This window comes from Mycobacterium kyorinense, assembly GCF_002101735.1.
Classification (GTDB): Bacteria; Actinomycetota; Actinomycetes; order Mycobacteriales; family Mycobacteriaceae; genus Mycobacterium; species Mycobacterium kyorinense.
This window is the reverse complement of the sequence record NZ_LQPE01000012.1, coordinates 12,190-25,763: the sequence shown is the minus strand read 5'-3', so window position 1 is coordinate 25,763 and position 13,574 is coordinate 12,190. Positions and strand designations below refer to the sequence as shown.

Sequence of the window (13,574 nt, the reverse complement as noted above, 5' to 3'; positions counted from 1 at the left end):
CTAGTCGACACGCGTCGAACGAACCATACTGGAGGCCACCTGCGTTGTTCCGCTTTTTTGTAAAACCTTCCAAGTTCTCGGAATGTGACCTGCCTCACAGCTGGCTCGGAGTGGCCCAGCGGAAGGCGCAGCGATAGCTTTATTGGAAAATTATTGGAATTTCATGAGAGATTCGCGGGACCGCCCGCCTGATGGCAGCTTTCGTCATCAGGCATTGCGGCGAGCGAATTCCTCTACCAAATCGGCCGCCGCCACAACGCTTTCGGCGGCTTTGGTCATCCGGGTGGCGATCTCGCGGGCCCGCGCAATGTACGCCGGGTCCAGGATCCGCCGCAGGTCGGCGACCAGCGTTTTCTCGGTAGTGGTCGAAAAGCGTCGCCCGGTACCGACCTGCAGCCGTTTGATCCGGCTTCCCCACACCGTCTGGTCGATGTCCGTCGAGAGGATCAGCGTTGGCACTCCGGCGCGCAGACCCGTGGCGGTCGTGCCGGTACCGCCGTGATGCACGACGGCGCGGCAGGCCGGAAAGACGGCCGCGAGGTTGGCTGCGCCGACCAGCTTGATGTGCTCGTAATCGGGGAGGCCGCGAAAGTCGCTCCAGCCGGCGCACACCAAGGCTCGCTCACCCAACTGCGCGCACACCGCGCTGATCATGCCCAGCGTCGCGGCCGGAGATTCGACCGGGACGCTGCCGAAGCCGAAGTAAATCGGCGGTGTCCCGGCCGCTATCCACGATGCGATTTCTTCGTCGGCGTCGGTCGGCAACTCCATCGTCAGCGCGCCCACAAACGGGCGCCGACCATCATGTGCCGCCCACTCGGCGGCCAGCCCTGGGAAGCAGATCTCGTCGTAGGCCTGGATTTCCAGCCAGCCGCGTTCGGCGATCCGCCGCGGCACAGGAGTTGTTGCCGTCGGCAGGCCCAGCGTGCGACGCTGCGCATCCTCGACCTGCTTCGCCAGACGCCACGAAAGCCACCAGAACACCCTCATCGCGGAACGGCCCAGCCCCGACGGCACGAATCGCAAGAACTGACCGCTCGCCCGCACCGGAAAAATGTGCACGGACGCCAGCGGAATGTCGTAATACTCCGCGACGTTGGCTGCGGGCTGCTCGAAATTCAGGCCGGTGACAAGCAGGTCGGCACCGTCGGCCAGCGACGTCAACGTCGCACAGATCTCTTCCCAGCGCTCGATGACCGGCTCGGCGATTTCGCGCCGCAGCCTAATCAGATCCCGGATTCGCCAGAAGTTGCGGAAGAAGTAGGTCCAAAAGCTGCGATGCGCGTCCAGGATGGATTGCACTTCGGGCCCGAAAGGGACCGCCGCAGGCCCGGCCGCCTCGGCGAAGCCGACCAGGTCGGGCGGGACGGCCATACGCACGTCATGCCCGCGGCGGACCAGCTCACGGCCGACGGCGACGCACGGTTCCACGTCGCCGCGGCTTCCGTAACTTGCCAGCGCAAATTTCATTGCGGGTTCCGGCCCTTCACTTTTCGTGCGGCGAAGTTCTCGACAAGATCAGCGGTGGCCGCGACGCTGTGGTCGGCTTTGGTCATCCGGGTGGCGATCTCGCGGGCCCGGGCAACGTACGCCGGGTCCAGGATCCGGCGCAGGTCTGCGACCAACGAATCCTGGGTGGTGCTCGAAAAGCGCCGGGTGGTACCGACTTTCAGGCGCTTGACCACAGCGCCCCAAATCGTCTGATCGCCCCACGTCGACAGGATCAACGTCGGCACTCCGGCCCGCAGGCCGGCGGCCGTGGTACCGGTGCCGCCGTGGTGCACCACTGCGCGGCAGGCCGGAAAGGCCGCCGCATAGTTCATCTCGCCTACCACCTTGACGTGTCCGGCGTCAGGCACTTCGCTGAAGTCGGTCCCGCCGGCGCACACCAACGCCCGCTCACCGAGCTGTTCACAGGCCGCGCCGATCATCGCGATCGTCTCGGCCGGAGACTTGGCCGGTGTGCTGCCGAAGCCGAAGAAAATCGGCGGCGTCCCCGCGGCGATCCAGGACGCGACGTCGTCATCGGCATCCGTCGTCATCTCCAGCGTCAGCGTGCCGACAAAGGGCCGCCGGCCGTCGAATCTCGCCCACTCGTCCGCCAGCCCGGGAAAGCACGCCTCGTCGTAGGCCTGGATCTCCAGCACTCCCCGTTCGCTGATCCGTCGCGACGGCAGACCACTGGCCTTCGGCAAGCCCAGCTCACGGCGCTGGGCGTCTTCGAGCTTCTTCGTCAGCGACCGCCCGAGCCGCTCGGACAACCTCATGGCCGAACGCGCCAACGGAGCCGGAATCGCAGCAAGCTGGCCATTGGGCCGCAGCGGGAAGGCATGCAGGGTGGCCAGCGGAATGCCGTAATACTCCGCGACGTTGGCGGCGGACTCCTCACCGATCACGCTGGTGAACACCAGGTCGGCCCCCGCTGCCAACGACCTCAACGTGGCGCTGGTCTCGTCCCAGCACTGGGCCAGCAGCCGCCGATCCTCGCGCCACAATCTCCTCAGATCGTGGCGCCGCCAAGGGGTACGGAACAAACACGTCAAGAAGTCGCGGTGCAGGTTCTGCCACATCCGCGCATCCGGCCCGTACGCCACCGCCGCGACCCCGGCCGACTCGGCGAACCCGACCAGCTCGGGCGGAACCGCCAGGCGCACGTCGTGCCCGCGGCGCAGCAGCTCACGCCCGACCGCAACACCTGGCTCGACATCGCCGCGAGTTCCGTAGAACGCCAGCGCAAATTTCATTGGGGATCCTCAGCCTTTCACCTACAACAGGTACCACGGGTTGGCCCGCGCCCAGTCGATGGTGCGACGAATCCCTTCCGCGAGATCGACCTCAAGGCGCCAGCCCAGCTCCCGCTGCGCCTTGGTCGAATCGGGGATACGACGAGGGATGTCCTCGTAGCGCGCGCCGAAATGTGCTGCAGTATCGATAGTTTCGGCGCTGGACACCGAATCGACGTTGGCGATCTCGATCGCCAACGCCACCGCATCGCCCACCGTCGTCTCGGTCATGCTGCCGATGTTGAAGGCCTGGCCGATTGCCGTCTTGTTCTCGGACGCGAGCAGGGTGCCGGCGACGGCGTCGTCGACGTAGGTGAAGCAACGCGTCTGCTCGCCCGCGTCGTAGAGCAGCGGCTGGCGGCCATTGAGAATCCGGTGAATGGTCCGGGAGATCACGAATATCGGGTCCTGCCGTGGGCCGTACACGTTGAAGTAGCGGACTACCGTCACGGGCAGCCCGTAGGTCGTATGCATCGCGAAAGCGAGATGCTCGGCCATCGCCTTGCTGGTGCTGTAACTCCACCGCGCCGTCCTTGTCGGACCGAGGACGCGGTCGTCGTCCTCGGCGAACGGTGGGTTCGGGTTCTTCCCGAACACCTCAGACGTGCTGGCCAACACCACGTGCGCTCCGTGCCGTTGGCTCAATTCGAGGACGTTGCGCGTGCCGGTCACGTTGACGTCGATAACCCGCAGCGGATCTTCGAGATATCTTTCGACACCGACGACGGCAGCCAGGTGAAACACGGTGTCGACGCCGGGCATCAGTGCTGTCTCGAGGGCGGACAGATCGGTGACGTCGCCCTGCACGAACCGGAAGTTGGCATGGCGGTCGAAGTCGACGGCGCGGTCGCGGGTGTCCTTCGCAAGGTCGAACACCGTGACAGCGTCGCCGCGGCGCAGCAACGCGGAAACCAGATGCGATCCGATGAAGCCGTAGCCGCCTGTCACGACGACGTTGGACACTATCGACCGATGCCCTTGTAGACGAAGCCGGCGGCGCGCACCGCTGCCGGGTCAAAGCTGTTGCGCCCGTCGAGGAACACGCAATTGGGCCCCACCAGGCCCGCCAGCCGAACCAACGGGATCTGGTGGAACTCTCGATGGCCGGCGAGTACCACCAGGGCATCGGCATCTTCGACCGCCGACTCGATGTCTGCGGTCAGGGGGATCGTCGTCACCGTGAGCGCCTCCTCGTCCGCCACCCACGGGTCATGGACCGAAAGTTCGCAGCCGGTCTCCTCGAGCAAAGCCATGACGTGCTTAGTGGGCGTCAGACGGCAGTCGCCGGTGTTGTTCTTGAACGCGATGCCCAGCACCGCAATCCTGCTCCTCTCGATCGCCTTGCCCTGATCGGCGAGGAGCTGCTCGAGCAGCTCGTAGGTGTAGGCAGGCATCGTGTCGTTGACAGTCCTCGACGTCCGCGGAATCGCGAGGTCCAAGCCCACGGACTGTCCCAGATGGTCGACGAACCACGGATCCTTCGTCAGGCAGTAGCCGCCGACGCCCATACTCGGCATCAGGATGTTCACGTCGTGGCTGCCCTTCGGCATCGTGTTGGCTGCGTCGATGACTTGCAGGACGTCCATCCCGATCCGGTCGCACACCTTGGCCAGCTCGTTGGCCAGCGCGACGTTGAGGTCGATCCAGAGGTTGTCCGCAAGTTTGACCATCTCGGCGGTCCGCGGATCGTCCACGACAACGGACTCCACGCCCAGGGTGTGACGCCACAGTGTGGCGCATGCCCGAGCGCTGCGCTCGTCGATGGCGCCCACCACGATGGGGATTGACGTCAGCTCGTGGACGGCCCGGCCTTCGGCAAGCCGCTCGGGACAAAACGCCAACCCGAAGTCGACCCCCGCGCGTAGTCCCGAGGTCTCTTCAAGGATCGGCTGGACGAGATTCTGGGTGGTATCGGGTGGCACGGTGCTTTTGAGGATGACCAGGTGGCCGGCATGCAGATGCTCTCCCACGGACCGCGCCGCGGCCTTGATGTGGTCGACGACGGGTTCGAAGTCGTCAAGCGGCGTACCGACGTTCACGATCACGAAGTCGTTGTTCGCCAGAACGCCGAAATCGGTTGTGGCGCGCAGCCGACCGACTCGCACGCTGTTGGCAACGAGCTCGTCGAGCCCGGGTTCGGGCACGGTGGTCTTGCCCAGGTTGATCTCGTCGACAACGCTTTGTCTTACGTCGATTCCCGTGACGGGCCAACCGCGAGAAGCCAGTACGGCCCCGATCACCGTGCCGATATAGCCGAAGCCCACAACGGCGATCCCTGACTGCTTGCCACGGACCAAGAGGTCGATCTCAGCGTCGCTACGTCCGAACACGCCTTCAGGCATCGCCCGCCTAACTTGTCAGGCCCCCGCTCCACACACTTTCACTACAGTGCCATGCCCTGCCGTGGTCCTGCATGGATATCAGCACTACTGAATTGGCGGTGTCGCGGGCCGTGCCGGATGATGCCGAAACCCGCGTGGAGCGCGCCGCGCGCCTGTGTCGTCGATTCGGCGTGGTGACTTCGTCGGTGGTGGGTGATTCGCGGACTCTCCCAGATACGTTCCGGTGAGCGAGAAGTCCTCCAGAACGCTCGAAAGCTCTTGCCGTAAGGCGTCATTCGAGCTAAGGCGACCCGGCTGATAAGCCATGACGCAGACAAAGACCCGTCCGCAGGCTCTTCCCGAGGCCCAAGCCTGTACTCCACCCAACCGGTGCAGCATCGCCTCGGTCATACCCTGGTACGCATTCTGCACTGCGGAGTAGTCGGCAACCGTGCCGTCCGGCCGGCTGACGGCCGGGTCGATCACACCGAGGTTGGACGAGACCACGCTTGTCGCAGTCCCGGCGACCTTGAAGAGTCGCTTGGGTAGCAAGGGAATGACAGCGAACAGCGCCCGCTGTTCGTCGGCTAACTCCCGGTAGCGAACCACGGCTTGCTTGATTGCGGCGCGGATCTCACGCAGGTCGGTCGTCGCGGGTGCCGGGTCGACTTCGACGTTGACGTCGCTGAAGGCGTTGGCGCGAGTATCGCCGGCGGCGCGTTCGTTGACCGGCATCACCAAGCTGACCGAGCCGTCTGCGGTGACCCTCCCCACTCGTTGGGCGAGGCGAGCCGCCACCCCCGCAAGCAGCGCCGTGCTGTTCCCGCCGAGTGAGTGTGCGCGGGCATCCCACTCGTCGGCATCGATGAACACCATTGCCGTGGGCAGCGTGACGGGTTCGTCCGTGCCGGCGGGCACCATGAGTGGCGTTGACCTGACCGGGGTCCCGGTATCACCGCGGCTACGCCGGGCCAACCGCACGGCGGCGACGACGGCGCGGCCGATAGCGGAAATGTCGCGCACCGCTTGGCGCGCGTCCTCGCGCAGCGCCTGCCACCGAGCGCGCGACCCGGCGGCGGGCCAGCTGATCGGGTCGTCGCGCCCAGCCGCGGCATCCGCCAGCGCTTCACAGAGGCCGGGGCCGTCGGTGAGGCAATGTGAAGTCAGCAAGCTCAGCCCGGTTCCGCCGTCGGTAAACGGAAGCACTGCGAGGTGCCATCCGGGTCCGCGCTCGCAATCCAGCGGGGACTTGGCCTGCTCGCTGAGCCAGTCGCCGAATTCCTCTCGGGGGCGAGCCGTCGCGACCACCTCGATGTCGGATGACCCGTCGGCTGATACCCAGCGGTGGCGGCCGAATGGCAACGGCGACCGTTCGATGCGGCGAGATAAGCGTCCGCGCCGAAGATGGTCGTGGAACCGTCGCAGACCGTCGAGGTCGATCCCGCGGTTGTACACCCAGACCCACTGCGCCAGAGTGCTCACTCCGGTCGCTCGCCCGTAGTCGAACCAGACCTGATCGCGCGGGTCCAGGACGTTGCTCATTTGCGCACCATACTGCCCTAACCTTCGCTGACGACCTGCTTCACCTCGAAAGTCATCCGAAGGCGCGGAGGCGTCGCGGCCGCGCCAACATTTGCGACGCCATTTTGTCGTCAATGGTCTCAGCCGCCTCAGGTGCCACTTACTACCTGGAAAACCCGCAGGGTAGTGTTCCGGCCCATGTGGGGCTCCGTACTTGTGCTGGGGCTGGTGGTTGGGCTCGATCCGCTGCGTCTCGCCATCACCCTTCTCGTCATCTCCCGGCCACGGCCCACGCAAAACCTGCTCGCCTACTGGGCCGGCTGCGTGACGACGTTCGTCCCCGCGGTGGGGATTCCGTTGACACTGCTGCACGTCACGCCCGCGTTTAGATCTTTTGCGGACCACCTGGCCACGAGCTCCACCGTCCGCCACGTTCAACTCGGTATCGGCGCGTTCGCATTAGCGATCGCTGCGGTGATGACAGTGCGCCTCCGGGCGCGGCGGCGAGCCTACGCGATGGCGCCAGCCGGCGACGCGCCGACCGCCGGGCCAGACTCGAATCCACCGGCCCTACTCTCGCGGCTGCTGGGCCGCACACAAGACGCAGCGACGAACGGCGGCTCGCCATTCCGACGACTGCTCGGCCGAGTCCACAACGCGTGGGAAAACGGATCGTTGTGGGTCGCGTTCGTGATCGGCATCGCGCTCGGAGGGGTGGCACCCGAGCTGCTCATATTCGTCCTCACGATCATCGTGGCCTCGGGAGCCGCGATCGGCACACAAGTGGCCGCCGCCATCGCATTCGTCGTCGGGGTGCTTGCGGTTGCCGAACTCGCCCTCGTCAGCTATCTGATCACGCCGGCGAAAACCGAAGCGGTACTGCGACGGCTGCACGACTGGGCGTTGGCCCACCGCCAGCACGTCCTCATCGGCATCTTCGCGGTGGGCGGGGTCTCGCTGGTGGTCAACGGCATCGGGAGCATCTGAGCTGCGAGTTGCCCTCTTATTGCGCGGGCTTGGTGAGAAGACCCTGGCCGGTGGGCAACGCGCAAATCGGCACGCCCAATTCGCTCGCCAATTCATCCATGGCGAGGCGCTGCTCGTCGGCGCCGAGAAAGGCGTAGTCATCCAGTAGCACGAAAGCACCGGGAGACAGGCGCGGCCAAAAGAAACGCAGTGCGTCGACTTCGGGTGCAGCACAGTTCATGTCGATATGCAGGAAAGCCACTGCGGGCGTGTCGACTTGGCCGAGCGTTTCCGGAACCGCGCCGACGACGATCCGCTTGTTACGCCATTGCGCGAAATTGGCGCGGACGCTGTCGGCCGAGTCCGCGTAGAAGCCGTTGCGCAACCACCGCCGACTCTTCCTCAGCGCCTTGGCCGGGCGTTCGCCGGCGGTGATGTAGCGCGGGTCAAGTCCCGCGAAGGTGTCGAGCAGGTAGAACGTCTTGCCCAGTCGATCCCAATCGAGGAACTCCATCACGGCGCTGCTCAAAAACCCATAACTGACTCCGCATTCGACGAAATCACCGTCCAACCGGCTGGCGTTGGCCGCTGCCCACAGCCCGATGTGCACGCGCCACTGCCACTGGTAAAAATCCCGGCCGCCGAGAGCGCGCACGCCACGCTGGTAGGCGCGCTGGAATGCGGGGTCGTCCAGAAATGCGTGGCGGTGAATACTGATCAACCCATCGCTGGCGTAGGCGCCGGGCAAGATGATGCGCGCAAGCCGGTACGGAGTGCGCAACGGTGCGCGCACCGCCCACTGCGCAAAGCGCGCCCTGGCCGGTCGCCCGATCGCCATGGCCCGAACCATAGCATCAGAGGCCCGAGATTCTTTTCGGTGTGCGCATTTCGTTGCCGGGAGTAGTTCGCGGCGAAGGGAATTCAGGATGCAGAAAACTCATCCGTGCGTGGCAACGAATGGTAGGTTCATGATTCGCCCAAACCGGGCAAAGCTTAGGCGCATCCGCTAGGAAGTCGATTTGGCTGACGGCGAGTTGAATCCGCGCGAGGCAGAAGCCGTTGTGTGGGACGTCGTTGTCGTGGGCACCGGCATGGGTGGCGCGATGCTCGGCTATTCGCTGGCCCGCTCAGGGCGCAGAGTGCTGTTCGTCGAGAAGGGCCGCTCGACACTGCCCGGCGTACCGGGAACGATCCGCTCTTCGATGCCCGAACTGGCCGAGCCGCTGGCGTGCCGCTCCCCAACCACCTACCGGGAGGCATTGGCGCGAGCCGGACGCTCGACCGACGAAGCCGAGGACATCAGCGGGCGCTTCCCGCGGCGGTTTGTGCCGTTGACGGGCAGCGGGACAGGGGGCTCGTCGGCCATCTACGGCATGGTCTGTGAACGATTTTTCGCACGCGACTTCACTCCGCGGCAGGACTTTCCTGACCCCGGCGCATCCACGGTGCCGGAGGCCTGGCCGGTCACCTACGAGCAAATGCGGCCGTGGTACTCGGCGGCCGAGAGGCTGTTAGGGGTTCGCGGCCAGCCCGATCCGCTGCGGCCGGAAGCGGCCGAGGCCGGTCTGCCTGCGGCACCGCCGTTTTCGGCAGACAACCAGCCGCTGGTCGACCACCTGGCAGGCCGCGGACTGCATCCGTACCACCTGCCGATGGCCTGTGACTACACCGAAGGGTGCGCCACCTGTGACGGCTATCTGTGTGGCCGGCCCTGCAAGAACGACGCGGGACGCAATTGCCTGCTGCCGGCCATGACCGACTACGGCGCCCACCTGCTGGCCCAATGCCGGGCCGTGCGCCTGGACGCGGACCGCACCCACGTCCGGCACGTGATCTGCGAGCATCGTTCCGGCACGCTGGCACTGAAAGCCAAGGTGGTGGTGCTGGCGGCCGGCGCGCTGGCAACGCCGGTGCTGTTGCTCAATTCCCGTTCGGGCGATTGGCCGCACGGATTGGCCAACGGCTCAGACTGGGTGGGGCGCAACCTGATGCGCCACCTGATCGACTACATCGCGGTCTGGCCGCAGCCCGACCGCAAGGTCACTGCCCCGAACAAGCAGATCGGACTGAACGATTTCTATTTTCGGGACGGGCAGAAATACGGCACCCTGCAGTCGGCCGGCTCGATGCCGCCCGTGGACGTGATGACGAACCAACCCGGCTGGCGGCCGAAGGCGCTGCGCCTGATGAGCCCGGCGACACGCCGCATCTACGAGCACTTCAACGGCGGGCTGGTGCTGGCAGCGATCATGGAGGACCTGCCGTATCTGGACAACCGCGTCCTGCCCTGCGATCGGCCAAGTGGGCGCAGCCAGCCTCGGCTGCGAATTCAGTATCGTTGTCACACAGGCGAAATCGAGCGCCGGGCAGCGTTTTTGCGGCAGCTGAAAGAAGCGTTGGAGCCGCTTCGCAAAATCACGTTTGCGACCGCCAAGAACAACCAGAACCTGGCGCACGCGTGCGGCACGTGCCGCTTCGGCGACGATCCCAAATCCAGTGTGCTCGACCCACACAACCGGGCCCACGAGGTCGACAACCTGTACGTGGTGGACGCCTCGTTTTTCCCGTCCAGCACCGGATTGAATCCCAGTCTGACGATCGCGGCCAATGCCTTACGGGTAGCCGAGCACATCGATCAGGCGCACTTCGCTACCTGACCGGATCTCAGGCCGGCTCACGCAGCGGGAGACCGGCAGCGCGATAGATCGCGTCGATGACCGCCATGTTTTCGACCGAGTCCGGCGGCGACGTCTTCACCGGTTCGCCGCGCAGCACCGCCGCGGCGAATGCATCGAGCTGATACGCGTAGGAGGCGCGGCGCGGGAAGCGCTCTATGCGCTTACCGTCGGCCGATCGTACCGAGAGCCGGTTGAAAACCTGGGGTGCCACCGGATTGGGCATACGCAACTCCCCGCGATCGCCAACCACTTTGGCGCTAAACCGCAGCAGACTCGACGACCAGAGCGAGCAGCGCAACCGGCCGGTGTGCCCACCCGCAAAGCACAACTCGGCCGTCATGGCCCGGTCCACCTGCGGGTCGCGCAATTTCGCCTGTGCCGAAACAACTTCCGGGGTCGCGCCGCCGAACGTGCGAGCCATGTGCACCGCATAGCACCCGGCATCCATCATCGCACCACCGGCAAGCGAGTAGTCGTAGCGGATATCGGAGAACTTCGGCAGCGGAAAGCACATCGCCGCCTCGACCCGCCGCAGCGTGCCGAGCTCCCCCGAGGCAATGATCTCCTCGGCGCGCAACGTCAGCGGATGATACCGATAATGGAACCCCTCCATCACAACCCGGTCGGAATTCGCGGCCAGTTCGGCGATCTCGCTGGCCTCGACTGCGTTGGCGGTAAACGGCTTTTCGCACAACACATGCTTACCGGCGATAAGCGCCTTACGGGTCCACTTGCCGTGCAAGCCGTTCGGCAGCGGGTTGTAGACGGCGTCGAGCTCCGGATCGGCGATCAGCGCCTCATAGCTGTCATGCACCCGGCCGATATTGTGCTTGGCGGCAAAGGATTGACCGCGGGACACATCGCGTGCCGCCACCGCAGCCACGACAACCTCGGAGTGGCCCCGGGCGGGAGTGATCAGCGCCAATGGGGCGATGCGGGCTGCGCCAAGGACGCCGATCCGCACTGGGGCCGCGGGTCCAGACACGGACCGGATGCTAGCACCCGGTTGGTAGGCTAAGGGGCGATTCGGCAGCGTTCAAAAGATGTGTGCCGGTCGCGACTTCACCGTCAGCCGACACGTCCCAGACGGGCGGAGTTCTCCACCAGATCGGCGGCGGTCGCGATACTTTCGGCGGACCTGGTCATCCGGGCCGCGATCTCACGGGCCCGCGCGAGGTAATCCGGCGCCAAGATCCGGCGCAGGTCCGCAACCAGCGATTCGCGGGTAGTGCTCGAAAAGCGCCGCGCGGTGCCGACTTTCAGCCGGCTGACCACGCCTGCCCAGATTCGCTGATCCGGCAACATCCAAAGTATCAACGTGGGAACTCCGGCACGCAGGCCCGCAGCCGTGGTGCCCGTACCGCCGTGGTGCACGACCGCGCGGCAGGCCGGAAAGGTAGCTGCGTAGTTCATTTCGCTTACCACCTTGACGTGCTCGGCATCGGGCGCCTGGCTGAAGTCGCTCCAGCCGGCGCACACCAACGCCCGCTCACCCAACTCCGCGCACGCCGCGCTGATCGTTGCGAGTGTCTCGGCCGGGGATTCGACCGTTGTGCTGCCGAAGCCGAAGAAAATCGGGGGTGTGCCCGCCTCAATCCACGACGTGACCTCGTCGTCGACAGCCGTCGGCAACTCGATTGTCAACGTGCCGACAAAGGGCCGTCGGCCATTCCCTTTCGCCCATTCGGCTGCAAGTCCGGGAAAGCATGCTTCGTCGTAGGCCTGGATTTCCAGCGATCCGCGTTCGGCTATCCGTCGCGACGCGGGAGCCGTTGCCTTCGGCAGGCCCAAGTCAGCGCGCTGCGCGTCCTCGAGCTTCTTGTTGAGCCGCCACGCCAGCCACTCATACACCGTCATCACCGACCTGGCCACCGTCGCCGGCAGGACCGGAACCAGCTGGCCGTTGGCCCGCAGCGGAAACCAGTGCAACGTGGCCAACGGAATGTCGTAATACTCCGCGATGTTGGCGGCGACGTTCTCGAAACCCGGGCCGGTGAACAGCAAGTCGGCCCCGTCCGCCAGTGACCTCAGCGTCGTGCTCGTCTCCCGCGAACACCGGGCAAACAGCTCCCAACCTTCGCGCCACAGCCGGATCAGATCGGGGATCTTCCAGAAGTTGTGGAAGAAGTAGGTCCAGAAGTTGCGCGTCACTTCCCACGGTTCTTCCATGTCCAGTCCGTAGGGGACGGCAATAAGCCCTGCCGACTCGGCGAAGCCGACCAGGTCGGGTGGGACGGCCATGCGTACGTCGTGCCCTCGGCGCAGCAGCTCACGACCGACAGCGACGCACGGTTCGACATCGCCGCGAGTTCCATAGCTTGCCAGCACGAACTTCATCGCGGATCCCGGCCTCTCACTTCCCGTGCACGTTCTGCGAAATGAAAACCGCAGCCTCGCATTCGGCGGCTCAGCCGCCCGGCAGCATAACTCGATACCCACCACTTTCGACCTGAAATCCGCAAGTCTGGCCGGTCTGGCCGCGGCGTGCTATAGGGTTCCGGCCGTGTGGGGCTCTCTGCTCGGGCTCGCGTTGATGGTCGGCTTCAACCCGGTGCTGCTCGCGGTCATCCTTCTCATGGTGTCCCGGCCGCGGACCCTGCAAAACCTGCTGGCCTACTTGGTCGGCGGCCTGATTGTGAATCTCGGGTGTGTGCTGGTTCCGCTGGTCGTGCTGCACTCGACACCGACGTTCACCTCTTTTGCCCATGATTCGACCATTCCGGCCAGCGCCGCGAGCTCCACAGTCCGGCACATTCAACTCGGCATAGGTGTGGTCGCGCTATCGATCGCAGCGCTGATGGCAATCCGCTCGGCGGCGCGTCAGCGGGCACAGCTGGCGACACCGGGCGGCAACACGTCGGTACTGGTACTCGATCCGGATCGACCGACCGAATTTTCACCATTGGGCCTCCCGCAGGGCGCGACGGCCGAGGGCGGATCACCGTTGCGGCGCCTCCTCGGCCGCCTCCAAACTGCATGGGAGAACGGCTCGTTATGGGTCGCGTTCGTTTTCGGCATCGGGGGGTTGCCGCCACCCCTCTTGGTGCTATTCGTCGACACGATGATCGTGGCTTCGGGTGCTCCGCTCGGCACCCAGATCGTCGCGGCCATCGCGTTCGTCATCGGGATGTTCGCGGTAATCGAGATCACCCTTGTCAGCTATCTGGTCGCGCCGGCCAAAACCCAAGCGGTACTGCGCCCGCTGCACGACTGGGCGCTGGCTCACCGCCGACAGGTCGTGATAGCCATCCTCGCTGTGGTTGGGCTTCTTCAGTTGGGCAAGGGTCTGGGTCTACTCTGAGCCG

Annotated in this window: 11 protein-coding genes; 3 read left to right on the top strand and 8 right to left on the bottom strand. The window is 65.3% G+C overall.

Annotated features, from left to right (window positions below; translation table 11 throughout):
- Positions 1-207: 207 nt before the first annotated feature.
- The 5 genes from AWC14_RS02380 to AWC14_RS02360 form a co-directional block, all read right to left on the bottom strand.
- Positions 208-1,470: a glycosyltransferase gene (locus AWC14_RS02380; protein WP_045385375.1), complete on the bottom strand. Its 1,263-nt coding sequence runs from the start codon at positions 1,468-1,470 to the stop codon at positions 208-210.
- Positions 1,467-2,744, bottom strand: a complete 1,278-nt coding sequence (locus AWC14_RS02375) for a glycosyltransferase (RefSeq protein ID WP_045385377.1) — start codon at positions 2,742-2,744, stop codon at positions 1,467-1,469. Before AWC14_RS02375 ends, AWC14_RS02380 begins: the two co-directional genes overlap by 4 nt.
- A gap of 21 nt (positions 2,745-2,765) precedes the next feature.
- The gene (locus tag AWC14_RS02370; RefSeq protein WP_045385379.1) at positions 2,766-3,746 is read right to left on the bottom strand and encodes an NAD-dependent epimerase/dehydratase family protein; all 981 of its coding nucleotides are present in this window, start codon (positions 3,744-3,746) and stop codon (positions 2,766-2,768) included.
- On the bottom strand, positions 3,746-5,125 hold the full coding sequence (locus tag AWC14_RS02365; protein WP_045385381.1) for a nucleotide sugar dehydrogenase: 1,380 nt from the start codon (positions 5,123-5,125) through the stop codon (positions 3,746-3,748). Before AWC14_RS02365 ends, AWC14_RS02370 begins: the two co-directional genes overlap by 1 nt.
- Before the next feature lie 84 nt (positions 5,126-5,209).
- Complete coding sequence (locus tag AWC14_RS02360) at positions 5,210-6,646, bottom strand: hypothetical protein (RefSeq protein WP_069601551.1); 1,437 nt, start codon at positions 6,644-6,646, stop codon at positions 5,210-5,212.
- 177 nt (positions 6,647-6,823) lie between these two features.
- On the opposite strand from AWC14_RS02360, the gene AWC14_RS02355 reads away from it, so the two are divergent.
- A complete protein-coding gene (locus tag AWC14_RS02355; RefSeq protein ID WP_045385382.1) occupies positions 6,824-7,612 on the top strand; it encodes a GAP family protein in 789 nt (262 codons plus the stop codon).
- A 16-nt stretch (positions 7,613-7,628) separates the two neighbouring features.
- On the opposite strand, the gene AWC14_RS02350 is transcribed toward AWC14_RS02355, so the two are convergent.
- On the bottom strand, positions 7,629-8,441 hold the full coding sequence (locus AWC14_RS02350) for a TylF/MycF/NovP-related O-methyltransferase (RefSeq protein ID WP_045385384.1): 813 nt from the start codon (positions 8,439-8,441) through the stop codon (positions 7,629-7,631).
- A 169-nt stretch (positions 8,442-8,610) separates the two neighbouring features.
- On the opposite strand from AWC14_RS02350, the gene AWC14_RS02345 reads away from it, so the two are divergent.
- Entirely contained in the window at positions 8,611-10,248 is a 1,638-nt protein-coding gene (locus AWC14_RS02345) for a GMC oxidoreductase (protein WP_045385385.1), read from the top strand.
- A gap of 7 nt (positions 10,249-10,255) precedes the next feature.
- Here AWC14_RS02345 and AWC14_RS02340 read toward each other — a convergent pair whose 3' ends face one another.
- Together AWC14_RS02340 and AWC14_RS02335 are read right to left on the bottom strand one after the other, a co-directional pair.
- Positions 10,256-11,263 carry a Gfo/Idh/MocA family protein gene (locus tag AWC14_RS02340; RefSeq protein WP_428838931.1) on the bottom strand — a complete coding sequence of 336 codons (1,008 nt, stop codon included), beginning with the start codon at positions 11,261-11,263 and terminating at the stop codon, positions 10,256-10,258.
- A 74-nt stretch (positions 11,264-11,337) separates the two neighbouring features.
- Positions 11,338-12,606 (bottom strand): glycosyltransferase, encoded by a 1,269-nt coding sequence (locus AWC14_RS02335; RefSeq protein WP_045385389.1) that lies wholly within the window; start codon positions 12,604-12,606, stop codon positions 11,338-11,340.
- A gap of 166 nt (positions 12,607-12,772) precedes the next feature.
- Here AWC14_RS02335 and AWC14_RS02330 point away from each other — a divergent pair, with 166 nt between their 5' ends.
- The gene (locus AWC14_RS02330; protein ID WP_045385398.1) at positions 12,773-13,570 is read left to right on the top strand and encodes a GAP family protein; all 798 of its coding nucleotides are present in this window, start codon (positions 12,773-12,775) and stop codon (positions 13,568-13,570) included.
- Positions 13,571-13,574 lie beyond the last annotated feature (4 nt).